Source organism: Pseudomonas sp. Pseusp11, assembly GCF_047304405.1.
Classification (GTDB): Bacteria; Pseudomonadota; Gammaproteobacteria; order Pseudomonadales; family Pseudomonadaceae; genus Aquipseudomonas.
Map to the genome: position 1 here is coordinate 160,399 of NZ_JBGLZF010000001.1, position 21,083 is coordinate 181,481.

General features: G+C 60.2%; 21 protein-coding genes. 14 read left to right on the plus strand and 7 right to left on the minus strand.

What is annotated here, in order from left to right; genetic code table 11:
• Positions 1-7 precede the first annotated feature (7 nt).
• A complete protein-coding gene (locus ACCC96_RS00735) occupies positions 8-2,659 on the plus strand; it encodes a DUF4118 domain-containing protein (protein ID WP_413694717.1) in 2,652 nt (883 codons plus the stop codon).
• Between the two features lie 48 nt (positions 2,660-2,707).
• Positions 2,708-3,403: a response regulator gene (locus tag ACCC96_RS00740; RefSeq protein WP_007939969.1), complete on the plus strand. Its 696-nt coding sequence runs from the start codon at positions 2,708-2,710 to the stop codon at positions 3,401-3,403.
• 129 nt (positions 3,404-3,532) lie between these two features.
• Here ACCC96_RS00740 and ACCC96_RS00745 read toward each other — a convergent pair whose 3' ends face one another.
• A complete protein-coding gene (locus tag ACCC96_RS00745; RefSeq protein ID WP_019650533.1) occupies positions 3,533-4,582 on the minus strand; it encodes a patatin-like phospholipase family protein in 1,050 nt (349 codons plus the stop codon).
• A 219-nt stretch (positions 4,583-4,801) separates the two neighbouring features.
• On the opposite strand from ACCC96_RS00745, the gene ACCC96_RS00750 reads away from it, so the two are divergent.
• The 3 genes from ACCC96_RS00750 (at position 4,802) to ACCC96_RS00760 (ending at position 6,826) form a co-directional block, all read left to right on the plus strand.
• Complete coding sequence (locus ACCC96_RS00750) at positions 4,802-5,080, plus strand: hypothetical protein (RefSeq protein ID WP_018929811.1); 279 nt, start codon at positions 4,802-4,804, stop codon at positions 5,078-5,080.
• 46 nt (positions 5,081-5,126) lie between these two features.
• Positions 5,127-5,894 (plus strand): CHAD domain-containing protein, encoded by a 768-nt coding sequence (locus ACCC96_RS00755; protein ID WP_413694718.1) that lies wholly within the window; start codon positions 5,127-5,129, stop codon positions 5,892-5,894.
• Between the two features lie 134 nt (positions 5,895-6,028).
• Positions 6,029-6,826, plus strand: coding sequence for an acyl-CoA thioesterase (locus tag ACCC96_RS00760; RefSeq protein WP_413694719.1), 798 nt, complete (start codon positions 6,029-6,031; stop codon positions 6,824-6,826).
• Here ACCC96_RS00760 and ACCC96_RS00765 read toward each other — a convergent pair whose 3' ends face one another.
• From ACCC96_RS00765 to ACCC96_RS00775, 3 genes are all read right to left on the minus strand, one after another.
• Positions 6,827-7,195, minus strand: coding sequence for an Mpo1-like protein (locus ACCC96_RS00765; protein WP_019582554.1), 369 nt, complete (start codon positions 7,193-7,195; stop codon positions 6,827-6,829).
• Between the two features lie 132 nt (positions 7,196-7,327).
• On the minus strand, positions 7,328-8,809 hold the full coding sequence (locus ACCC96_RS00770) for a methyl-accepting chemotaxis protein (protein ID WP_019650535.1): 1,482 nt from the start codon (positions 8,807-8,809) through the stop codon (positions 7,328-7,330).
• A gap of 187 nt (positions 8,810-8,996) precedes the next feature.
• Positions 8,997-9,803, minus strand: a complete 807-nt coding sequence (locus tag ACCC96_RS00775) for a TatD family hydrolase (protein ID WP_258672879.1) — start codon at positions 9,801-9,803, stop codon at positions 8,997-8,999.
• Positions 9,804-10,040: 237 nt separating this feature from the next.
• Here ACCC96_RS00775 and ACCC96_RS00780 point away from each other — a divergent pair, with 237 nt between their 5' ends.
• From ACCC96_RS00780 to greB, 6 genes are all read left to right on the plus strand, one after another.
• Positions 10,041-11,462 carry a transglycosylase SLT domain-containing protein gene (locus ACCC96_RS00780; protein ID WP_413694720.1) on the plus strand — a complete coding sequence of 474 codons (1,422 nt, stop codon included), beginning with the start codon at positions 10,041-10,043 and terminating at the stop codon, positions 11,460-11,462.
• A 103-nt stretch (positions 11,463-11,565) separates the two neighbouring features.
• Positions 11,566-12,000: a DoxX family protein gene (locus ACCC96_RS00785; RefSeq protein WP_018929804.1), complete on the plus strand. Its 435-nt coding sequence runs from the start codon at positions 11,566-11,568 to the stop codon at positions 11,998-12,000.
• Between the two features lie 261 nt (positions 12,001-12,261).
• Positions 12,262-12,570, plus strand: a complete 309-nt coding sequence (locus tag ACCC96_RS00790) for a hypothetical protein (RefSeq protein WP_007939981.1) — start codon at positions 12,262-12,264, stop codon at positions 12,568-12,570.
• Positions 12,571-12,812: 242 nt separating this feature from the next.
• On the plus strand, positions 12,813-13,109 hold the full coding sequence (locus ACCC96_RS00795; protein ID WP_019650537.1) for a helix-turn-helix domain-containing protein: 297 nt from the start codon (positions 12,813-12,815) through the stop codon (positions 13,107-13,109).
• Positions 13,106-14,395, plus strand: a complete 1,290-nt coding sequence (locus tag ACCC96_RS00800; RefSeq protein ID WP_413694721.1) for a type II toxin-antitoxin system HipA family toxin — start codon at positions 13,106-13,108, stop codon at positions 14,393-14,395. The genes ACCC96_RS00795 and ACCC96_RS00800 overlap by 4 nt, the downstream gene beginning before the upstream one ends.
• Positions 14,396-14,408: 13 nt before the next feature.
• Positions 14,409-14,882, plus strand: a complete 474-nt coding sequence (greB, locus tag ACCC96_RS00805) for a transcription elongation factor GreB (RefSeq protein ID WP_258672882.1) — start codon at positions 14,409-14,411, stop codon at positions 14,880-14,882.
• Between the two features lie 99 nt (positions 14,883-14,981).
• Here the strand turns inward: greB and ACCC96_RS00810 are convergent, their stop codons facing one another.
• Positions 14,982-17,486 carry an ABC transporter permease gene (locus ACCC96_RS00810; protein ID WP_413694722.1) on the minus strand — a complete coding sequence of 835 codons (2,505 nt, stop codon included), beginning with the start codon at positions 17,484-17,486 and terminating at the stop codon, positions 14,982-14,984.
• Entirely contained in the window at positions 17,486-18,169 is a 684-nt protein-coding gene (locus ACCC96_RS00815; RefSeq protein WP_007939984.1) for an ABC transporter ATP-binding protein, read from the minus strand. The genes ACCC96_RS00810 and ACCC96_RS00815 overlap by 1 nt, the downstream gene beginning before the upstream one ends.
• A 10-nt stretch (positions 18,170-18,179) precedes the next feature.
• Here ACCC96_RS00815 and ACCC96_RS00820 point away from each other — a divergent pair, with 10 nt between their 5' ends.
• From ACCC96_RS00820 to ACCC96_RS00830, 3 genes are all read left to right on the plus strand, one after another.
• Complete coding sequence (locus tag ACCC96_RS00820; protein WP_019582548.1) at positions 18,180-18,785, plus strand: arylesterase; 606 nt, start codon at positions 18,180-18,182, stop codon at positions 18,783-18,785.
• 56 nt (positions 18,786-18,841) lie between these two features.
• Complete coding sequence (locus ACCC96_RS00825; RefSeq protein ID WP_007899882.1) at positions 18,842-19,135, plus strand: hypothetical protein; 294 nt, start codon at positions 18,842-18,844, stop codon at positions 19,133-19,135.
• A 144-nt stretch (positions 19,136-19,279) separates the two neighbouring features.
• A complete protein-coding gene (locus ACCC96_RS00830; protein WP_019582546.1) occupies positions 19,280-20,251 on the plus strand; it encodes a L,D-transpeptidase family protein in 972 nt (323 codons plus the stop codon).
• 123 nt (positions 20,252-20,374) lie between these two features.
• On the opposite strand, the gene oprI is transcribed toward ACCC96_RS00830, so the two are convergent.
• The gene (oprI, locus tag ACCC96_RS00835) at positions 20,375-20,626 is read right to left on the minus strand and encodes an outer membrane lipoprotei OprI (protein WP_003172710.1); all 252 of its coding nucleotides are present in this window, start codon (positions 20,624-20,626) and stop codon (positions 20,375-20,377) included.
• Between the last annotated feature and the right edge of the window lie 457 nt (positions 20,627-21,083).

Genomic DNA, 21,083 nt, shown 5'->3' on the forward strand with positions numbered 1-21,083 from the left:
ATGACAGATGAGTGACTCCGGCCGCGCCGACGCGCTGTTAGCAGACCTGCCCCGCGATGGCCGCGGCCGGCTCAAGGTGTTCCTTGGCGCCGCTCCGGGGGTCGGCAAGACCTACGCCATGCTCCAGGCCGCCCACACTCAACTGCGCCAGGGCGTGAAAGTCCTGGCTGGGGTGGTTGAAACCCATGGCCGCGCCGAAACCGAAGCACTCCTCGCCGGTTTACCGCAGCAGCCGTTGGTGCGCTCGGAATACCGTGGCGTAATGCTCGAAGAAATGGACCTGGACGGCTTGCTCGCCGCCAAGCCGAAACTGGTGCTGGTCGACGAACTGGCTCACAGCAATGCCCCCGGCAGCCGTCACACCAAACGCTGGCAAGACATCCAGGAATTGCTGGCTGCCGGCATCGACGTGTTCACCACGGTCAACGTCCAGCATCTGGAAAGCCTCAACGACCAGGTGCGCGGCATCACCGGCGTACAGGTGCGTGAAACCCTGCCGGACTGGGTGTTGCAAGAAGCCTACGAACTGCTGCTGATCGACCTGCCGCCGCGTGAGTTGCTGGAGCGTCTGCGCGACGGCAAAGTCTACGTGCCGGAGCAGGCCCGGGCGGCCATCGATGCGTTCTTCACCCAGACCAACCTCACCGCCCTGCGCGAACTGGCGATGCAAACCGCCGCCGCTCAGGTCGATAACGATCTGGCGCAGGGCTATCGCCAGTTGGGGCAAGCAGCGCCAGCGGTGCGCGGTCGCTTGCTGGTGGGTGTCGATGGCGATGCGCAGGCCGAGCGTCTGGTGCGTCACGCCAGTCGCGTCGCCCAGCGCCGGCATCTGCCGTGGAGCCTGGTGCATGTGGACAACGGCCGGGTGCGCGACGAGCAGTCGCGCCTGCGCCTGCAAAGTGCCCAGCAACTGGCCGAACGCCTCGGCGGTGAAGTGGTGTTGCTGCGCGCCGGTGAGGTGGCGAAAACCTTGATTCAGCACGCTACCGAACGTCGCGCCAGCCTGGTGCTGGTGGGCCAGTCGCGCCAGCGTTTGCGTCGACGCTTGTTTGGTGGCGGTCTGGCGTCGCGTTTGCTGCGCGATGCTCGCGGGCTGGAAATCAACGTGCTCGACAGCGATCACGAACAGCATCAGCCACGTCAGCGTTCGGCGCAGTCGCTGGTGTGGTTCGACTACGCCTTGGCGCTGGTGGCGACGGTGCTCGCCAGTGCCCTGGCCTGGGCGGTGTCGAGTGTCTTGCCGCTGCCCAACATTTCGCTGGTGTTCCTTGCGGCGGTGTTGCTGGTGGCGGTGCGCAGCAGTCTTGGCCCGGCGCTGGCTTGTGCGGCTCTGTCGTTTCTGACCTATGACTTTCTGTTCATTCCACCGAATTTCTCATTTGCCATCCAGCGCGAAGAGGACGTGCTGACCTTGCTGTTCTTCCTGTTGATGGCGGCCCTGACCGGTAACCTTGCAGCGCGGCAACGGCGGCAATTGGAAGCCTTGCGCGACACTCAGGAAGAGACCAGCGAACTGCTCGACCTGTCGCGCAAACTTACCGCCGCCACCGACCGTCAGGCCGTGGTCAGCGCCGCGGCCCAGCATCTCAACGGCTGGAACGACCTGAAACTGTGCCTGCTCAATCGCGATGGCCAGAGCGGCTGGAAAGTCGAAACCGGCGGGCCGCTGGAGTTTTCCGAAGCCGAGCGCGCCGCCGCCGATTGGGCCTGGCAACACGATCAACCGGCAGGCGCGGGCACCGGTACCTTGCCGTTCGGGCGCTGGTGGTGGTGGCCGTTGTCGGTGGACGACGGGCCGCTGGCACTGCTCGGCGTGTGTGCCAAAGAAGGCCAGACCCTGAGCGGCCAGCGTCGGCGCTTGCTGACCGCGCTGAGCCAACCGTTGGCCCAGGCGTTGGCCCGGGCGCAACTGGCCGATGATCTTGAGGCCGCGCGCTTGCATGGCGAAACCGAACAGTTGCGCAGCGCGCTGCTGGCGTCGGTGTCCCACGATTTGCGCACGCCGTTGACCTCCATGCGCGGCAGCATCGACAGCCTGTTGGCGCTGGGCGAGGCGATTCCGCTTGCGGACCGTCGCGAACTGCTCGAAGGCACCCGCGATGAAGCCGAACGGCTGGATCGCTACATCCAGAACCTGCTGGACATGACCCGCCTCGGTCACGGTGCCCTGAAACTGGCGCGAGACTGGGTATCGCCGGCAGACATCGTCGGAAGTGCACTTAATCGTCTGCGCGCGGTGCTGGCGTCGTTGCACGTCGTGACCGAAGTGCCGACCGAACTGCCGCTGCTCTATGTGCATGCCGCGTTGATCGAGCAAGCACTGGTCAATGTGCTGGAAAACGCCGCGCGTTTCTCACCGCCCCACGGACGTCTTGAATTGCGCGCCGGCGTCACTGACAGCGAGCTGTTTTTTTCGGTGAGCGATGAGGGACCGGGGATTCCGGAGGAGGACCGGGCGAAAATTTTCGACATGTTCTACACCGCCGCTCGTGGTGATCGCGGTGGGCAGGGTACGGGGTTGGGGCTGGCGATCTGTCAGGGCATGGTCGGTGCCCATGGCGGGCGGATCAGCGTCGCCGACGGCATCGAAGGGCGCGGCACCTGTATCACGCTGCACTTGCCGTTGCAGACTCAGCCGGGATTGGACAGTGAAGCCTGATCTCGCCTGCGCTACTCTCTTGCCACCTCTTTGTGTTGATGTGAATTCATGAGCCAGACCGCGACCATTTTGGTCATTGACGACGAACCGCAGATCCGTAAGTTCCTGCGCATCAGCCTCGCCTCCCAAGGCTACAAAGTGCTGGAGGCCGGCACCGGCACGGAAGGCCTGGCCCAGGCCGCATTGAACAAACCTGACTTGTTGGTGCTCGACCTCGGCCTGCCGGACATGGACGGCCAGCAGGTGCTACGCGAGTTTCGCGAGTGGTCGACGGTGCCGGTACTGGTGCTCTCGGTGCGCGCCAGCGAAGGGCAGAAAGTCCAGGCGCTGGATGGCGGCGCCAATGACTACGTGACCAAGCCGTTCGGCATTCAGGAGTTTCTCGCCAGGGTGCGCGCCTTGCTGCGTCAGGCGCCAACGGGTGAGGCCCAGGAAGCGGCGCTCAGTTTCGGCCCGCTCACTGTCGACCTGGCTTATCGCCGGGTGCTATTGGACGGCGCCGAAGTGGCGCTGACGCGCAAGGAATACGCGGTGCTGGCGCAACTGGCGCGGCATCCGGGGCGGGTGATCACCCAGCAACAATTGCTCAAGGACATCTGGGGCCCGACCCACACCGAGGACAGCCACTATCTGCGGATCGTGGTCGGGCACCTGCGGCAGAAACTGGCGGATGATCCGACTCAACCGCGATTCATCGTCACCGAGGCGGGGGTGGGGTATCGGTTGATTGAATCGTTGAGTTAGGTGGTTGATCGTTCCCACGCTCTGCGTGGGAATGCCGCCATGGACGCTCTGCGTCCGCCGTTAAAAAGTGACGCGGAGCGTCACCGGATGCATTCCCACGCGGAGCGTGGGAACGATCGTCAGTACGCTTTACCGCCAATCCTCATTCCGATCGTTCTCATACCGATCCATCGTATCGCGGGCAATCTCGCGCCCCAGCGCGATCAACTCCGGCGCCTTGTAGAACTCGAAAAAACGGCACACCCGCTTGGGCACGTTGATCAGGATATCCGGTGGATACCCGGCAATCTTGTACTGCGCCAATGAGGTCTGCATCACCTCGAAACTCTGGTTGATCAGGTCCAGCAAAGACGCCGGCCCGACGTTGTCGATGATGAACGACCCGGTGGCGGATTTCGGTGCGCCGTCACTTTCCGGGGCCGCCGCCGGTTGCTGGGCTTCGGGCTGGGCGGATTCGATCCACGGGTTGATCTCGGCCGCTTCTGCCATCAGCGCTTCCTTTTCGAGAAGCAGCAATTGCTCCGCCTGTTTACGGCGGAAAGGCAATTTCGAGCCCAGCGAGCTGATCAGGCTGTCGAAGCGGGTCTTGAATGCCGCCGGGCGCTGGATCACCGGCAGTTGATAGTGACGCTGGTTGGTGGAGTTGAGGTTGACCGCGATGATCAGGTCGCAATGGCTCGACACCACCGGCACGATCGGCAACGGGTTGAGGATGCCGCCGTCCACCAGCATGCGGTTGCCCTGCATTACGGGGGTGAACAGGCTGGGGATCGCCGCCGACGCACGCATGGCCTGGTGCAGACAGCCTTCCTGGAACCAGATTTCCTGCTGGTTTGTGAGGTCCGTGGCCACGGCTGTGTAGGGGATGCGCAGGTCTTCGATGTTGATCTCGCCGACGATCTTGCGGATCTGCCCGAAGACCTTCTCCCCGCGAATCGCGCCCAGGCGGAAGCTGACATCCACCAGACGCAACACGTCTAGGTAATCCAGGCTCTCGATCCAGTCGCGATAATCATCGAGTTTGCCGGCGGCATAGATCCCGCCGACCACCGCGCCCATGGAGCAACCGGCGATGCAGGCAATGTCGTAGCCACGCCGTTCGATCTCTTCAATGACGCCGATATGGGCGTAGCCCCGGGCACCGCCCGAGCCCAACACCAGTGCGACACGCTTTTTCATGAATCGACCTCTTTGACAAGGTTCAACAATGCACCCAACGAGGGGCACGCTTCAATCGCTATGGTCGCTCGACGGGAGCGGGCGTCGTTTTTTGACACTCAACGAAGGCGAGTAGGTATCCTCGCGAGCGCTATAGTTTCCACTGCGGGTCCAAGGCACTTTTCGCGCGCCAGAGCGGTCTTACCTGCACGACTGTCTACTATCTTTGAGGTGTGAGTGATGAAAGCCTGGATTTGTGTGCCTTTGATTGCGTTGGCGCTTGCCGGTTGTGCCGGTAAAACCGCTTACCGTGACAGCTGCGGTAGCCAGCTCGACGCTGCCTGGCACGAACTGGATCTGGCCAAGGCCGAGGGTTTAGCCGGGACTGTCAGCTACTCCAAGGCGCTGTCGTTGCTGACCGGTGCCAAGACCCAGCAACAATTCGAAGCGTACGAGGGTTGTACCAGAAAGGCCGAGAAGGCACGTTTCTACATTCGTGAGTCCCGCGCCGGCCGTTGAGGCATGATGGAGCGTACTCAGGGTAATTCGATTCAGGGAGTACGCGATGTCTGCCGTGCTTGATCGGTTGGTGGCTCAAGTATTGGGCCTGGAAGTCCGTTTGCTGGCCTGTCAGGCTCGCTTGAGTGCCCGCACCGATCCGGAAGCGCTGCACGATCTGCGCACCACCGTGCGCAGATTGCGCAGCCTGCTTCGTCCCTTGCGCGGTTTGCCCGGGGTCGAACAACTGGAAGCAGCGTCGTCCCGGGTCGGCCAACTGACCACACCGTTGCGTGATCGTGAAGTGCTGGCGGCGTACTTGCTCCAGCACAATCAACCCGAGGCCGCGCACCGGCGCATGGCGCGGATGGCTGAGGCTTATCCAGCCGTGGCGATGAGCCCGGAGCTGACGCAGTTGTTGATGATCCTCGACGCCTTTCCGCGTTTCCTGCGGGCCTCCCAGCGCCATGGTTTGCTCAAGGGCTTGCGCCAGCGCATCGAAAAACGCTTGGCCAAACAATGGAAGAAACTCGACCAGGCCCTGCACGATCCCGCCCATGACCGCCATCGTCTGCGCCTGCTGATCAAGCGTGCGCGTTATGGTATCGAAGCTTATCCCGAACTGGATCGTTTGCCGGAAGCGGCCATGCCCAGGCTGAAGTCGGCTCAGGCTGCCTTGGGGGATTGGCACGACAGCTGGCAATGGCTGGCCCGCGCCAAGGAAGAGCCCGATTTGCAGCCGTGTGTCGAAGTCTGGAAAACCACCATGGCCCAGGCCGAAGAGCGCGCCGACCGTGTTCTCGACAAACTCAGCAGAGCCTGCTTCAAATCCTGAAACCACCACGAATCCAATGTGGGTTCCAGCCGAGCACGGCTCATCTGTCAGTAATTTTGGCCGGAATAAGCGCTGTGCCGGCCTTGCGAGCTGGTTAAGATCGCTCCATCCATTTCCCAGTCCCTGAGGTTCCCATGCGCTTTTCCGATCTGCTCGACGCTGTTCGCAGCCAGCCGCAGGAAGTGTCTATTCCACCTGAATGGGGCCAGGGGCGGGCGAGTTTTGGTGGTCTGATCGCTGCCTTGCAATACGAAGCCATGCGCGCAAAAGTCCCGGCGGATCGTCCGGTACGCTCGCTGGCAATCACCTTTGTCGGCCCGGTCGAACCCGATGTACCGGTCAGTTTTGAAGTCGACGTATTGCGCGAAGGCAAAGCCGTCAGCCAGGTGCTGGGTCGGGCGATGCAGAAGGGGCAAGTGGTGACGTTGGTCCAGGGCAGCTTCGGCGCTTCGCGACCTTCCGAAGTGGTGGTCACGGCCAACCCGGCTCCTGAGATGAAGCATTGGGACGACTGTCAGGAACTGCCGTACATCAAAGGCGTGACCCCGGAATTCATGCGCTACCTGGCCATGCGCTGGAGTGTCGGTGGCATGCCGTTCACCGGTAACAAATCGCGGGACATGGGTGGTTGGGTACGCTTGCGCGGGGATGGGGAGGGCGAGTCGGTCAGCGAAGCCCATATCCTGGCGCTGGTCGACGCCTGGCCGCCGTCCTTGTTGTCGCATCTGAAGAAACCGGCGGCAGGCAGCACGCTCACCTGGACCATCGAATTCGTCCAGCCGTTGCTGGCGTTGAGTACGCTGGACTGGTGCAAGTACCTGGTGGACATCGAGCATGCCGCTGACGGCTACGGACACGCCGCCGCCAAACTGTGGAGCGAAGACGGTCAGTTGATCGCCATGAGTCGGCAGACCGTCACGATTTTCGCCTGATCAGCGATGGCGACGGTGGCGTTCGCGCCAGGCGCGCCACCAGCCGCCACTGAAGAAAAACCGTGGGAAGGTCAGGAACTGCTCGACCAGCAAGCGTGATACCGCGTCTTTGCGATCACTGAACGGCTCGGAGGCTTGCGCCTCCAGGCTATGACCGTGACGCTGCAGGCCCAAGGCGGCAATCAGGCCGATGACGCCAATTGCGAAGCTCGCCAGATCCAGGCTGAACACCCCCGAGACCATCAGCAAAAACGCCACGATGAACAGCGGCACGGCAATCAGGTGCAACACCAGATTGGTCGGGTGCTGGTGATTGTGCGGGTACAGGCGCCATTGCCAGGCGGGAAGGTTGGGATGACGTTTGCCCATGATGCTTATCCTTGGTTCGTTGAGGCTCATGAACAAAGAATAGGTCGGGCGAAAGACGTCGGCGAATCAAGGCTGGCTATCGGCGCGATAGGGGGCATGGTCGATATTCATGTTGACTGCCTTCGCGGGCCCTTAAAGCTTGAGCTGCCCGATGGCCTTGCTCAATTCCCCGGCTAACATCGCCAATTCATTGCTGGTAATCGCCGAGTTCACGGTCTGCTTCACGGTGTTCTCGGTCACGTCGCGAATGCTCACCACGGCCCGATTCATCTCCTCCGCCACATGACTCTGCTGCTCGGCCGCAACCGCGATCTGCGTATTGCTTTCACGCATTTGCGCCACCGCGCCGGTGATTTCAGCCAGGGCCACACTGGCTTCCTGGGCCTGTTGCATGCAGTCGTCCGCCTTGTATGAACTTTCCTGCATGAAATCCACCGCATCCCGAGTCCCGGCCTGCAGCGCGGAAACCATGGTGGTGATCTCGTCGGTGGACGTCTGGACCCGTTTGGCCAGGTTACGCACTTCATCGGCGACCACCGCAAACCCGCGTCCCATCTCACCGGCCCGGGCCGCTTCGATGGCAGCGTTCAGGGCCAGCAGGTTGGTTTGTTCAGCGATGCTGTGAATCACGTTGACCACGCCGTTGATCTTCTGGCTGTCCTCGGCCAGGCGCTGAATCATTTCGGCGGTTTGCTGCACGCCGGTGGACAATCCGCCAATCGATTTCTGTACCCGAGTTACCACTTCCTGACCGCTGCCAGCCAGGGTGTCGGCGGTTTGCGAGAGGTCGCGGGTGGCGCCGGCGTGTTGGGCAATGTGATGGACCGTGGCGGTCATTTCGTTGATCGCCGTAGCGGCCTGATCGGTTTCGCTTTGCTGGCCGAGCATGCCGTGACGCACCTCGTTCATGCTCGCGGCCAGTTGCGCGGCGCCGACGTCCAGTTGCCGGGCGGTGCTGGCGACAGTGTTGACCACCCGCTGGTAGCCGGCCTGCATGGCATTGAAGGCATTGGCCATCTGCCCGACTTCGTCCTTGCAGGCCAGTGGCACACGGGCCGACAGGTCGCCGCTTTTCTCGACGTGGAGCATCACGTCTTTCAAGGTGTTGAGCTGGCTGAGCAGGAAGCGGATCAACAGTTGCGACGCGCCGAGCATCGCCAGCATCAGGATGAACACCGCTACCGCGTAGTGAGTGAAGCGCTCGCCGAACACCTGGCTCAGGCTCGGGCTGTAGGCAACGACCGCGACCTGTTGACCGTCGGGACGAGCGAACACCTCGGCACCCATCAACGGATTTTCCCCGAACAGCGGCATGGCATTGATCTGGACCCAACCGAGGGTATCGGTCAGTTCCAGCAGCGGTTGCCCGTTCAGTAAAGGCGCCTGCCCACGATTGAAGGTCAGCAGGTTGTCGGCCTTGGGCAACGGCTGCCCGACAGGCCAGGCATTGAGCAATCGTGCCTGGGCCTGGGCCGATACTTGCGCGGCGTGACTGCGGGCCTGTTGTTCGAGCTGCACGGCGTACAGCACCAGCAACAGGGTGGTGACAAAGGCGACTGCGTTGACCGCCCAGAATTTGTATTTCAGCGAAATATTGCTAAGCCAGGCACCCATGGAGGTCTTCTCTGATAGCGGAAACAGTTTTGGCAAGGTGCCACTATTGTGCCGCTACTCAGGGAGACTGAATTTGATGTGGGTCAACAGATTCTTTGCTGCATGAGAAAGATCGCAGCCTGCGGCAGCTCCTACACCGATCGCGGACCTCTGTAGGAGCTGCCGAAGGCTGCGATCTTTTCAGGCTTCACGCGAACTCAGGCAACCCGAAAAACGCCCGGGCGCTGGCGGTGCTGTGGGCGGCGAGGTCTTCCATGCTTTCCCCGCGATGCAACGCCACTTCACGCAACACTTCAGTCAGATACGCCGGCTCGTTGCGACCGTTCTTCGGCTTGGGGCGCAAGCTGCGGGGCAGCAGATACGGCGCGTCGCTCTCCAGCATCAAGCGCCCGCGTTTAATCTCCTTCACCAACGGATGCAGGTGCGTGCCCCGGCGTTCGTCGCAGATCCAGCCAGTGATGCCGATGTGCAAATCCAGATCGAGATAGCTGAACAGCGCCTTCTTTTCACCGGTGAAGCAGTGCACCACGGCGGCCGGCAATTGATCGCGGTAATCGTGCAGGATCTCCAGCAATCGTTGGCTGGCGTCACGTTCATGCAGGAACACCGGTAGTTGCAGTTCGACCGCCATTGCCAGATGTTCTTCGAGGACTTTTTCCTGCTGCGGGCGGGGTGAGAAGTCACGATTGAAATCGAGGCCGCATTCACCCACGGCCACTACGTTCGGCTCCTTGAGCAAACTGCGCAGACGCTGGGCGCTGTCGGCGTTCCAGTCGCTGGCTGAATGCGGGTGAATGCCGGCGGTAGCGAACAGTCTTTGAGCGCTTTCGTCCAGTTGCCGGCACAGTTCCAGCGCCTGTTCGCTGCCCTCGACGCTGGTCCCGGTAAGCACCAGTTGGCAGACCCCGGCAGCGTAGGCACGGTCGAGTACAGCCTGGTGTTTGTCGGCAAAACTGGGGTTGGTCAGGTTGACGCCGATATCGATGAGTTGCATGGTGCTACCTCGGACCAAAGGCCGGAAAGCATATCAGAGCTGTAGATTTATAAGAAAAACCAAGAACTACAACGAGTTAAAGCTGTCTGTTGAGGCCGCGAGGCAGGTCGGGGTTGGTAGATTTGCCATCACTGTGCCACTCTCTCGCACTTTATCAGCGCTTCAAGCGCTCTGTTTCTGTTGCCCGATGTCATGAAATCACTCATGAGGTTGGCCAGTATTCTTTCCGGAGAGTGGATGACACGTCCCTCGGTTTTGTTACTGCTGTGTTGTTCGTTGCTGCTGCCGATGCCGGCGGTTGCACGTCTGGCCGGGCCGTTGCAAGCCGTACCGGCAGCCAAGGTCCGCGACCTGGCGGAGATTCGCAGCAGTTGTGTGCTGCGGGTGCTGGTCAACCAGAGTCGCAACAGCTCCGGCGAAGTCCAGGGCCAGGCCATCGGCGTCGAATACCACCGCCTGCGGGCTTTCGAGCAATACCTTAATGGCCACGCCCGAGACGGCCAGGAAATCACCCTCAAGATCATTCCCAAAGCCAAGGATCAACTGCTCGGCGCGTTGCAGCGCGGGGAGGGTGATCTGGTCGCGCCGGGGGAATTGCTTGATCCGCAATCGGGGCACGCGGTCAGCACCAGTGAGCCAATTGCCAGCAACGTGCCGTTGCTGCTGGTGGGGATCAAAGGCGAGCGACGTTACACCCACCTCGAACAACTCTCGGGTAAAACCCTCGCGTTGCCCACCGGCAGTGCTGCCGGGGATGCGGTCAGCCAGATCAATCAGAAGCTTGCGCTGCACAAACTGCCCCCGGTGAAGATCGAGTGGGTCGACCCAAGCCTGGCCGTCGAGGACGTGCTGGAAATGGTCCAAGGCGGGATCTTCCATCTGACCATCGTCGAGCAACCGATCGCCGAGCGCTGGGGCAAGATCCTGCCCAAGTTGCGCTTCGATCGACAGGTGCTCATCAATGAGCCGGGCGAGGAGTACTGGTTCGTGCGTCGCGACGCCTCGATGCTGCGGGCGAGCATCGACCGTTTCCTGACCACCTACAAGCAACCGTCGGACCAGGATGCGGCGTTCCTGCGGATCTACCGGCGCCTGTATCAAGTGCACTATCCCTTGGCCAAAGCCGATCGTCAGCGTCTGGAAAAACTTCGACCGGTGCTGCAAAAACACGCGCAAGCCCAGGACATGGACTGGCTGAACCTGGCAGCGCTGGCGTTCAAGGAATCGGCGCTGCAACCCACTGCCAGAAGTGGAGGCGGCCCCACCGGCCTGATGCAAATAACACCATCGGCCGCCCAACGGGTTGGCGTCAGTGACATTCAGAATCTCGATGCCAATGTGCAGGCCGGCGCCAAGTACCTGGCGATGATCCGTCGCAAATTCTTTGCCAGCCCCAAACTCAACGAGCGCGAGCGCATGGCGTTCGTGCTGGCGGCCTACAACATGGGGCCGGAGCGGGTCCAGGGCATGCGGGCCGAGGCTCGGCGGCGCGGCCTGAATCCTAATCAGTGGTTTTTCCAGGTTGAGCGCATCGCCATGGAGCAGGTGGGAATGGGGGCTGTCAGCTATGTTAATAGCGTGAACAAGTATTACCTGGCGTTCGATCGGGAGCGGGAATCGTTGGAGCCTCAGGGGCAGAAAGTTGCCTTACGTAAATGATCGACTAATCTGATTGTTATGGTGCGTTTTTTGCGCTTTTAACATGAGATAAACCGATTAATATGGCGACCAACCAACACACTCTCACAATGGATGACACAGCATGAGCACACTGATCAACAAGGTACTGTCTACCCGCGCTGGCTACGGCCTGACGATTCTGCGGATTTTCGTCGGCATCATCTTCGCGGCCCACGGCTCACAGAAACTCTTCGGGGCATTCGGCGGCTACGGCATTGCCGGCACCGCGCAGTACATGGAAAGCATTGGATTGGCGCCCGGTCACCTGATGGCGATCCTGGCCGGTGGTACTGAGTTCTTTGGCGGTCTGGCGCTGATCATTGGCCTGCTGGCACGCCCGGCGGCGTTGGGGCTGACCTTCCTCTCGCTGGTTGCGATTTTCTCGGTGCACATCAGCAACGGTCTGTTCATGGCCAACAACGGTTATGAATTCGCCCTGGCCTTGCTCGGTGGCAGCCTCGCAGTGCTGATCGAAGGCGCAGGCAAGCTCTCGGTCGACCGCGCCATCGCCGACTGACCGCTCTGGCTCAACGAAAAGGCCCGCACAGTGTGATGCACTGTGCGGGCTTTTTTTTGTTGCTGGTGATTCTTGACACTGTCCGGTCAGCTTCTCTAGGATGCTGCTCATGCGCCGATTTAAACAGCTACTTGCGGGGCGCCAGGTGACTCATTCAGTTGCCGATAGAAGCTTGAAACAGGCTTCGAAATACCGCTAAAGCGCTGGTTCGGTGTTGCCTCTCACCTGCCATGCAGACTTTTGAGGCAGAGACACGACACAATGAATGCATTGAACCCCGTTGTACGCCCCGCGCCGATCACGGCACATCTCACCCAACGCAATCCAAAAATCCTGCTTGGCGGTAAACATCAGCCGACGCTGTTGCGTTACCTCGATGGCTGGCCACGTCGCACCGGCGGTCCGGCAGCATTCCTGATCCAGTTTGTCGAAGATGGCGAATCGCTCGAGCGCTTCGCGACTGACAGTTTCGATCTGGCGGTGATTCAGGCGCCCAGCGCCGAGGACGCGCCTGAAGTGATCAGGCAACTGACCCGCGTTGCGCGCCAAGGGCTGATTGCCCGCTGCTGAGGCTCAGGGCGCTGGCAAGTCCAACTCATCTTTCAAGCCTGTATTAACTGGCCAGTTTTTTATGCTATTGGTCGTACCTGACCTTTTCTTCGTGTTTTATTATATCAATTGGTCAAATGTGACCATTTAATATAATAAATGACATGCACTGTTATTGATACAATTGGTCAGAATAGTCCATTTGTTTGATATTATTGATAACAATGGGTCAGTTATGGCCAATAGTGCGCTCGGAGTAAGCTATGTCACTTATGCATTTTTTGTACAGCCCAGCGGAAATCGCACGCGAACTGGGGAAAAATGCCGAATCGTTGCGCTTGTCCAAGAACCTTTCTCGCAAAACCCTGGCTGAGCAATCTGGAGTGTCTGAGTCCTCCATCAAGCGGTTCGAGCGCTCAGGCTCGATCACCCTTGAGTCCATGATTCTCCTGGCCACGGCGCTCGATGAGCTGACGCCGGTGATGAGTCTCTTCAAACCCTCGCATCCAGGCTCAATCGACGAGCTAAAAAATCTTAAGCGTAAACGAGGCACCAAATGAGCTCGCCTATCCCCAGGTTCAAACCCACCGAATCGCTCAGCGTTACCGCCAATGGCGTAATGGTGGGCGAATTGAACCGTGTCGAGGGGAAAGGCATCTACTTTGTGTACGACAAAGAATGGCTGGCCAAGGGGTTCGACCTTTCTCCCTTGACGATGACATTCGACGACAAACCACAGCTCGCTCGTGACAGTCGTTTGTTCAAGGGCCTGCATGGCCCGTTTGCAGATTCCTTGCCGGACGGCTGGGGCCTTCTGCTGATGGATAGATTCTTCGACGCGACCTTCGGAGCAGGCACCTCACTGACGCTCAGTCCGCTGGATCGGCTGGCCTATATGGGTGATCGAGCCATGGGAATCTTTGAGTACCATCCCAAAACAGAAAAGGTCGCCGCAGAGTCAGTGAATCTTGCTCACCTATTCGAGGCATCTGTCGAGGTACAACAAGGAGGCACCTCCAAAGTGCTCAAGGGGCTACGCTTGGCGGGTGGCTCCCCCGGTGGTGCCCGCCCCAAAGCAATCGCAGCACTGTCACACGATCTTGAGACTGCGACTTCAGCTTTTGGCCAGCTTCCACCTGGATACGCTCACTGGATTGTGAAGTTCAGGTCTCTGAATGAGCCTTTGGAGACTGGCGGGATCGAGCAAGCGTATGCGGTGATGGCCAGAAAGGCCGGGGTGAATATGGCGCATACGGCACTGCTGGAGGTGCAGATGCGTCAGGGCGGACTTGAGCGATTTTTCGCAGCCCAACGTTTCGACCGTGATGGCGATCGCAGGATTCATATGATTTCCCTCTCAGCGTTGGTCTACGCAGACTTCCGGGCACCGACCATGGATTACAGCCAGATACTCAAGGTGACAAGCGCGCTGACGAAAAGCGCTGCCGAGGTTGAGAAAATGGCAAGACTCATGATCTTCAATGCGGTGTTCCACAACTACGACGATCACACCAAAAACTTTGCGTTCCTGTATCACGAACCTCAGGACAAAAATGGGCAGGGAGTCTGGAGGCTGTCTCCAGCGTACGACCTTACTTTCTCCAATGGGATGGGCGAGCACTCCACTGCATTTTCAGGTCATGGTAAACCGACACGAAAGGTCATCAGAGATCTGTGCAAGGATTACAAATACCTCAAGCCTGATGAATACATCGACCAAACCCTCTCGGCGCTTGATGAATGGGATCGTGTGCTCGGAGCACTGAAAATCCCTAAGTCTGCGGGGGCTGCAATTCACCGGGTTCTCAGTGATGCCAGGGTGCGCTTCGAGGAGATAAATCGTTAATGAGAAATCCATCTTGAGTACGAACATCATCACACAGGAAGGTCATGAGGCTCTGAAGCAAGAGCTCGACTACCTTTGGCGGGAAAAGCGCCCTGATACCACGCGCAAGGTCACTTGGGCGGCGTCGCTTGGCGACCGTAGCGAAAACGCGGATTACCAATACAACAAGAAGCTGCTCCGGGAGATCGATCGGCGTGTTCGGTACCTTCGCAAGCGCCTCGAAGATGTCCGGGTGGTTGCGTACTCACCTGAGCAGGAGGGCAGGGTCTTTTTTGGGGCTTGGGTCGAGATCGAAAACGAGGCAGGTGAAATCAAGAAGTTCAGAGTTGTGGGGTATGACGAAATATACGGACGCAACGATTACATCTCCATCGATTCACCGATGGCGCGTGCGCTTTTGAAGAAAGAGGTGGGGGATGAGGTCATTGTGCAGACTCCGAGCGGAGAAATGTTGTGGTGGATAAACGAGATCACATACTCGAAATAGTATGAAAGTAGGGGCATAGGGTGTACTCGGCGCTTTCCGAGCGATCGCCCTGCGGGGGAGGGCGATAACGGCTCGTGGTGACTAATACTTGATGAGCTATCAACCCTCGCGCAAGACTGTCAGCGGGCTGGCGTTCAAGGCGCGGCGCGTGCCGAATACACCGGCACCGCCGATCAGCAGCGCGCCGATCAGCGGCATTACCAGCAGCCATGGATGCGGATGCCAGGGCAGGTCGAAGGCGTAGCGGTAGAGCACCAGGCTCACCAGTTCCGAGCCCAATGCCGCCAACAGCCCGCTGACCGCGCCGAGCAAGCCGAACTCGATCCGCCGCGCCCTGACCAGCAACTGCCGTTCGGCGCCCAGCGCTCGCAGCAACGCGCCTTGGCGAATACGTTCATCGAGGGTTGCCTGCAAGCCGGAGAACAACACCGCCATCCCCGCCGCCAACACGAACAACAGCACGTATTCGACCGCCAGGGTCACTTGCGCGAGGATGCTGCGCAACTGCTCCAGCAGGGCTTCGACTTGCAGAATGGTCACTGCCGGAAAGCTGCGGGACAGGTCGACGATCTGCTGATCGTGACCGGGCGCCAGATAGAAACTGGTCAGGTAGGTCGCCGGTAAGTCCTTCAGGGTGCCGGGCTGGAAGATCATGAAAAAGTTCGGCTGGAAGTTGTCCCAGTTGATCTCCCGCAGGCTGGTGACTTTCGCCTCCCGATTGACCCCGCCGACGCTAAACACCATGTGATCGCCAAGCTTGAGCTTGAGGCTTTCGGCGACTTTACCTTCCACCGAAACACCGGGTACTTCATCCGCCGGTTGCTGATCCCACCAGTTGCCGGCGGTGAGCTTGTTGCCCGTCGGCAGGTCTGCCGCCCAGGTCAGGCTCAGGTCGCGTTGGATGGCTCGGTCACCGGCCGAATCCTTGCTGACGATTTGCTGCACCGGTTCGCCATTGATGCTGATCAGCCGTCCCGGCACCACCGGGTACAGCGGCGCCGATTGCGCCGACAGCTCCATCAGTCGATCGCTAAAGGCTTGTTTGTCCGCCGGAAGAATGTTCAGGGCGAAATAGTTCGGGGCGTTTTTCGGCAACTGGTTTTGCCAGGTGTCGAGCAACTCGCCACGCAGCAAAGCGATCAGCGTCATGGACAGCAGGATCAAGCCGAAGGCCAGGGATTGACCCGCCGCCGCCAGTGGATGGCGCAACAGTTGACCCAACCCCAGGCGCCATGGCAATGAGGCGCGCGCCAGCATCCGGCGCAGGCTCTTGAGCAGTAGCAAGAGCAAACCGCCAAGCACCAGCGCCGCGATCACACCGCCGCCGAGCAGGGCGAAGGTCAGCACCAGGTCGAGGCTCAGGCGCCACATGATCAGGCCGAGGGCGCCCAATGCCGCGCCATAAACCATCCAGGTGCTGGACGGAATCGGCAGCATGTCCCGGCGCAATACCCGCAGCGGTGGGACTCGACCCAGCGCGGCCAATGGCGGCAGGGCGAAACCGGCCAGCGCGACCAGCCCGGTACCGATCCCGGCGATGGCCGGCAACAGGCCTCCCGGTGGAACGTCTGTCGGCAGTAAATCATGCAGCAGCGCGAACAGCCCGAGCTGAGCCAGCCAGCCGAGCAGGGCGCCGCTGATGCTGGCGAGCAGTCCGAGAACCGTCAGTTGCAGACTGAACAGCACCATGGTTTCCCGGCGGGACAGGCCCAGGCAGCGCAGCAAAGCACTGGCATCGAATCGGCGGGTGGCGAAGCGTGTCGCCGACAACGCCACCGCCACGCCGGACAGCAGCACCGCCACCAGACTGGCCATGTTCAAGTAACGTTCGGCCTTGCCCAAGGCACCGCCGATCTGCCGATTGCCATCGCGGGCATCCTGGATGCGCTGGTTGGCGGCCAGGCCTGGCTTGATCAATTGACGATAGGTTTCCAGCGCCTGGGCGTTGCCGCGCCAGAGTTCGCGGTAACTGACCCGGCTGCCGGGTTGCACCACGCCGGTGGCCTCAAGGTCGCTGAGATTGATCAGCACCCGTGGCGTCAGGCTGTAGAAGTTACCGGCGCGATCCGGTTCGTAGGTCAGCACCCGCGCCAGTTTCAGGGTTTTCATGCCGACATCGATGCTGTCGCCGATCTTCAAGTCCAGTGCAGTCAGCAGTCGCGCTTCAACCCAGGCTTCGCCGCGTTTCGGACCGCCACCGGGTGCTTCTTGCGCGAACGGCGCGGGGGCGCTTTTCAGTTCGCCGCGCAACGGGTAGACGTCATCGGCGGCTTTGATGCTGGACAGCTGAATGCCGTTGTCGGTGGCAATGACACTGGAAAATTCCACCACCTGAGCATGTTCAAGGCCCAGCTCGGTGCCACTGTTGATCTGTTCCGGCCGCGCCGGCGAACTGCCTTCCAGCAACAGGTCGGCGCCGAGAAACTCTGTGGCGCGCAGCATCATGGCGCCGTTCAGGCGGGCGCCGAAGTAACCGATGGCGGTACTCGCCGCCACGGCCACCAGCAAGGCGAAGAACAACACGCGCAACTCACCGGCGCGGGCATCGCGCAGCAGTTGGCGAATGGCGAGACTGAACAGGCGCAACAGCGGCAGGCGTGCCATCAAGGCTCCAGAGGGGCGACCAGCAGGCCGGCTTCAAGGCGGATCAGGCGCCGGCAGCGATGTGCCAGGCGTTCGTCATGAGTTACCAGCACCAGGGTGGTGCCGCGTTCCTTGTTGAGTTCGAATAGCAGATCGCTGATGCGCTCGCCAGTGTGGCTGTCGAGGTTGCCGGTGGGCTCATCGGCGAACAACACATCGGGCTCGGCGGCGAAGGCACGGGCAATCGCCACGCGCTGCTGTTCGCCACCGGAAAGCTGGCGCGGCGAGTGGGTCAGGCGTTGGCCCAGGCCGACCCGTTGCAACAGCTCGGTGGCACGCTCACGGGCGTCTTTGCGGCCATCGAGTTCCAGTGGCAGCATGACGTTTTCCAGGGCGTTGAGGCTGTCGAGCAGTTGAAAGGACTGGAAGACAAACCCCACGTGCTCGGCGCGAATGCGCGCGCGCTGGTCTTCGTCGAGATTGCTCAGGCCTTGGCCGGCGAGAGTGACTTCGCCGCTGCTCGGCAGGTCGAGGCCGGCAAGCAGGCCGAGGAGGGTGGATTTGCCGGAACCGGAGGCGCCGACAATGGCCAGGCTATCGCCCTTGTTCAGTTCCAGGCTGAGTTCGTGCAGGATAGTCAGTTCACCTTCCGCGCTGGGAACCACTTTGCTGAGGTTCTTCGCGGTGAGAATGCTTGCGCCCATGGAGAATCCGATGCGTGTGTGGTTTTTGAGTGCTGGCCTGGCCTTGATGTGCATGGCCCAGAACGCAGCGGCGGGTACAGTCCTGATCGTTGGCGATAGTATCAGCGCCGGTTTCGGCCTGGATACCCGGTTGGGGTGGGTGTCGTTGCTCGAGCAACGGCTCAAGCGCGAAGGTTTCGACGATAAGGTGGTCAATGCGTCCATCAGCGGCGACACCAGTGCCGGAGGCCGGGCACGCCTGCCGGCGCTGCTTGCAGAGCATAAACCTGAGCTCGTCATACTCGAGTTGGGAGGTAATGACGGCTTGCGCGGAATGCCGCCAACACAATTGCAACAAAATCTTGCGTCGATGATCGACAGCTCCCGCGTCAGTGGCGCCAAGGTGCTGTTGCTGGGTATGCAATTGCCACCCAATTACGGTGTGCGTTACACCCAGGCATTCGCCGAGGTCTTCACCAAGGTGGCCGACGAGAAAAAAATCCCGCTGGTGCCGTTTTTTCTCGACGGCGTGGGCGGTCATCCGGACCTGATGCAATCCGACGGCCTGCACCCGGCGGCGGGGGCTCAGGGCAAGTTGCTGGAAAATGTCTGGCCGACACTGAAACCGCTGCTTTGACGCTTTTCTAGCGGCGGCGTTTCGGCTAAGGTGGCGCCCCCGATTTGGAGGCCCCGATGCCGCGTCCCGCCTGGTCCCTTTTTGCCTATCAACTGATCGAGCCTGACGAACAGCTGGATCTGTTCGCCTGCCAGGAAGTGCGGGTGCATCTGGTGACCCGTCAGCTGGAGCTGGGCGGCTCGGCCGATCGAACCTTGTGCGGCAGCCTTTTGCCGGCGCAACCACGCTGGTCGAGCGTCGATCGCACGGTGTTCCAGGACCAGCGCCTGTGCTCGCTGTGCCGGGCCATTCTGGAATCGCAAAAACGCGGCACCTCGCCGATCTGGCCTGAGTTGCGGTTCGAGCTATAGCCCGTGGCGAGGGGGCTCGCCACAGGAAAGCTTCCACCACAGGCAATCCCCCCTCGCCACAGGTCTTGCATCTCCCCGAAATAACGGGCGGCGGTGTACAATCGGGTTTTTATACCCTTGTCGATCATGCGAAGGATTTTCCGGATGTTGCCGCGCTTTCCCGCCGTCACCCGCTGCCTGTCTCTTGCTGCGCTCTGCGTGGCGGGTCCCGTTGCAGCATTGGAGTTGCCCCTGCCACCACCCGGTGAAGACATTGTCGGCCAGGTGCAAGTGATCAAGGCCAAATACGAAGACACCTTCGCCGACCTTGGCACCACCTACGACCTGGGCTATCTGGAAATGGTCGCGGCCAACCCTGGCGTCGATCCATGGCTGCCGGGCGCCGGTACCGAAGTCGTCCTGCCGACGCGCTTCATCCTGCCGCCTGGCCCGCGTGAAGGCATCGTCATCAACCTGGCTGAATACCGCCTCTACTACTACCCGAAAGGCCGGAACGTGGTGTACACCTTCCCGCTGGGTATCGGCCGTGAAGGCTGGGGTTCGCCGATTGCCCACACCAGCATCGTCGCCAAGACGCCGAACCCGACCTGGACCCCTCCAGCGTCGATCAAGGCCGAGCACGCCGCCGATGGCGACCCACTGCCGAACGTAGTGCCGGCCGGCCCGGATAACCCGCTGGGGCCATTCAAATTCACCCTGGGCACTCCGGGGTACCTTATCCACGGTTCGAACAAGAAGTTCGGCATTGGCATGCGTACCAGCCACGGTTGCTTCCGCATGTTCAACAACAACGTGCTGGAAATGGCCAGCATGGTGCCGGTAGGGACGTCGGTTCGCATCCTCAACGATCCGTACAAGTTCGGCCTCAGTGGCGGCAAGGTTTATCTGGAAGCGCACACGCCGCTGGATGACAAGGGCAACCCTTCGGTGGTCGACAAGCACACCGCCGTGATCAATGCGATGCTCAAGCGTGAGGACATCACCAACAACTTGCGCATGAACTGGGATGTAGTGCGCGACGTGGTCGCCGCTGAGGATGGCCTGCCGGTGGAAATCGCCGTGCCGAATACGTCGGCACCGATGGTCTCGAGTGCGCCGATCGACCTGCAGCAGTAACGCGTTAAAGCAACCCGCCGATGCAGGCCGCATCGGCGGGTTTTTTATGGCCTGCAGAAACCTCAGGCAATAAAAAAGCCGACCCAAAAAATGGATCGGCTTGATAACAATCCCGAAGGATTATTACTTGCGGCTAGCTTTTTCCAGCATGCGCAGAGCACGCTCGTTAGCTTCGTCAGCAGTCTGTTGTGCTTTTTGAGCAGCAGCCAGAGCTTCATCAGCTTTACGGTAAGCTTCGTCTGCACGAGCTTGGGAGCGAGCTGCTGCGTCTTCAGTAGCAGTCAGACGTGCTTCAGTTTCTTTCGATACGCTGCTGCAACCGGTAGCCAGAACTGCGGCCAGAGCCAGAGCAGAGAATTTCAGAACGTTGTTCATCGTGTTCCCCTTCAAGGACTTTCTATTAAGTAGCTGTCTCCTCAGAGTGAGGAAATAGCCGGCGTACATACTACCCATTACTTGTAGTAAGTAAACTGACGTAGCGCAAGAAGCAAAAAAAATTGTAGGCGTTGATTCTTTTTCGAGCAACTTTTAACTGCGTTGTATAAAAAATATCCAGCTACGAGGCCCTAACTGAGCGATCCGTCGGGAAAAAGTTCCCTGGCCCGGCAGCTGTTTTTTGGTCTCGCCCAAAGTCCGTCTAGATGGGTTTGTCTACACTTGTGTTCGAATTTTGCGCAGCCGCTCGCATATCTTTATCCATGTTGAGGTGACTTAAACAAAGGGCGCTCGTCTTAAGTCTCAATATCCGGCAATGTTCAGGCTTTGACCCGTTCGGTCGAGCCGTTCCTGCGTAATCCGCGGCAACACCCGCCACCCGATGCACAATGACGAG

What these genes read in the sequence shown, in the direction of transcription:
- ACCC96_RS00740 (WP_007939969.1), top strand. Translation starts at nt 2,708, where the DNA reads ATGAGCCAGACCGCGACCATTTTGGTCATTGACGACGAACCGCAGATC.
- ACCC96_RS00785 (WP_018929804.1), top strand. Translation starts at nt 11,566, where the DNA reads ATGAGCACACTGATCAACAAGGTACTGTCTACCCGCGCTGGCTACGGC.
- ACCC96_RS00760 (WP_413694719.1), top strand. Translation starts at nt 6,029, where the DNA reads ATGCGCTTTTCCGATCTGCTCGACGCTGTTCGCAGCCAGCCGCAGGAA.
- ACCC96_RS00750 (WP_018929811.1), top strand. Translation starts at nt 4,802, where the DNA reads ATGAAAGCCTGGATTTGTGTGCCTTTGATTGCGTTGGCGCTTGCCGGT.
- ACCC96_RS00755 (WP_413694718.1), top strand. Translation starts at nt 5,127, where the DNA reads ATGTCTGCCGTGCTTGATCGGTTGGTGGCTCAAGTATTGGGCCTGGAA.
- ACCC96_RS00780 (WP_413694720.1), top strand. Translation starts at nt 10,041, where the DNA reads ATGACACGTCCCTCGGTTTTGTTACTGCTGTGTTGTTCGTTGCTGCTG.
- ACCC96_RS00800 (WP_413694721.1), top strand. Translation starts at nt 13,106, where the DNA reads ATGAGCTCGCCTATCCCCAGGTTCAAACCCACCGAATCGCTCAGCGTT.
- ACCC96_RS00745 (WP_019650533.1), bottom strand. Translation starts at nt 4,582, where the DNA reads ATGAAAAAGCGTGTCGCACTGGTGTTGGGCTCGGGCGGTGCCCGGGGC.
- ACCC96_RS00815 (WP_007939984.1), bottom strand. Translation starts at nt 18,169, where the DNA reads ATGGGCGCAAGCATTCTCACCGCGAAGAACCTCAGCAAAGTGGTTCCC.
- oprI (WP_003172710.1), bottom strand. Translation starts at nt 20,626, where the DNA reads ATGAACAACGTTCTGAAATTCTCTGCTCTGGCTCTGGCCGCAGTTCTG.
- ACCC96_RS00830 (WP_019582546.1), top strand. Translation starts at nt 19,280, where the DNA reads ATGTTGCCGCGCTTTCCCGCCGTCACCCGCTGCCTGTCTCTTGCTGCG.
- ACCC96_RS00770 (WP_019650535.1), bottom strand. Translation starts at nt 8,809, where the DNA reads ATGGGTGCCTGGCTTAGCAATATTTCGCTGAAATACAAATTCTGGGCG.
- ACCC96_RS00775 (WP_258672879.1), bottom strand. Translation starts at nt 9,803, where the DNA reads ATGCAACTCATCGATATCGGCGTCAACCTGACCAACCCCAGTTTTGCC.
- ACCC96_RS00825 (WP_007899882.1), top strand. Translation starts at nt 18,842, where the DNA reads ATGCCGCGTCCCGCCTGGTCCCTTTTTGCCTATCAACTGATCGAGCCT.
- ACCC96_RS00735 (WP_413694717.1), top strand. Translation starts at nt 8, where the DNA reads ATGAGTGACTCCGGCCGCGCCGACGCGCTGTTAGCAGACCTGCCCCGC.
- ACCC96_RS00810 (WP_413694722.1), bottom strand. Translation starts at nt 17,486, where the DNA reads ATGGCACGCCTGCCGCTGTTGCGCCTGTTCAGTCTCGCCATTCGCCAA.
- ACCC96_RS00765 (WP_019582554.1), bottom strand. Translation starts at nt 7,195, where the DNA reads ATGGGCAAACGTCATCCCAACCTTCCCGCCTGGCAATGGCGCCTGTAC.
- ACCC96_RS00790 (WP_007939981.1), top strand. Translation starts at nt 12,262, where the DNA reads ATGAATGCATTGAACCCCGTTGTACGCCCCGCGCCGATCACGGCACAT.
- ACCC96_RS00820 (WP_019582548.1), top strand. Translation starts at nt 18,180, where the DNA reads ATGCGTGTGTGGTTTTTGAGTGCTGGCCTGGCCTTGATGTGCATGGCC.
- ACCC96_RS00795 (WP_019650537.1), top strand. Translation starts at nt 12,813, where the DNA reads ATGTCACTTATGCATTTTTTGTACAGCCCAGCGGAAATCGCACGCGAA.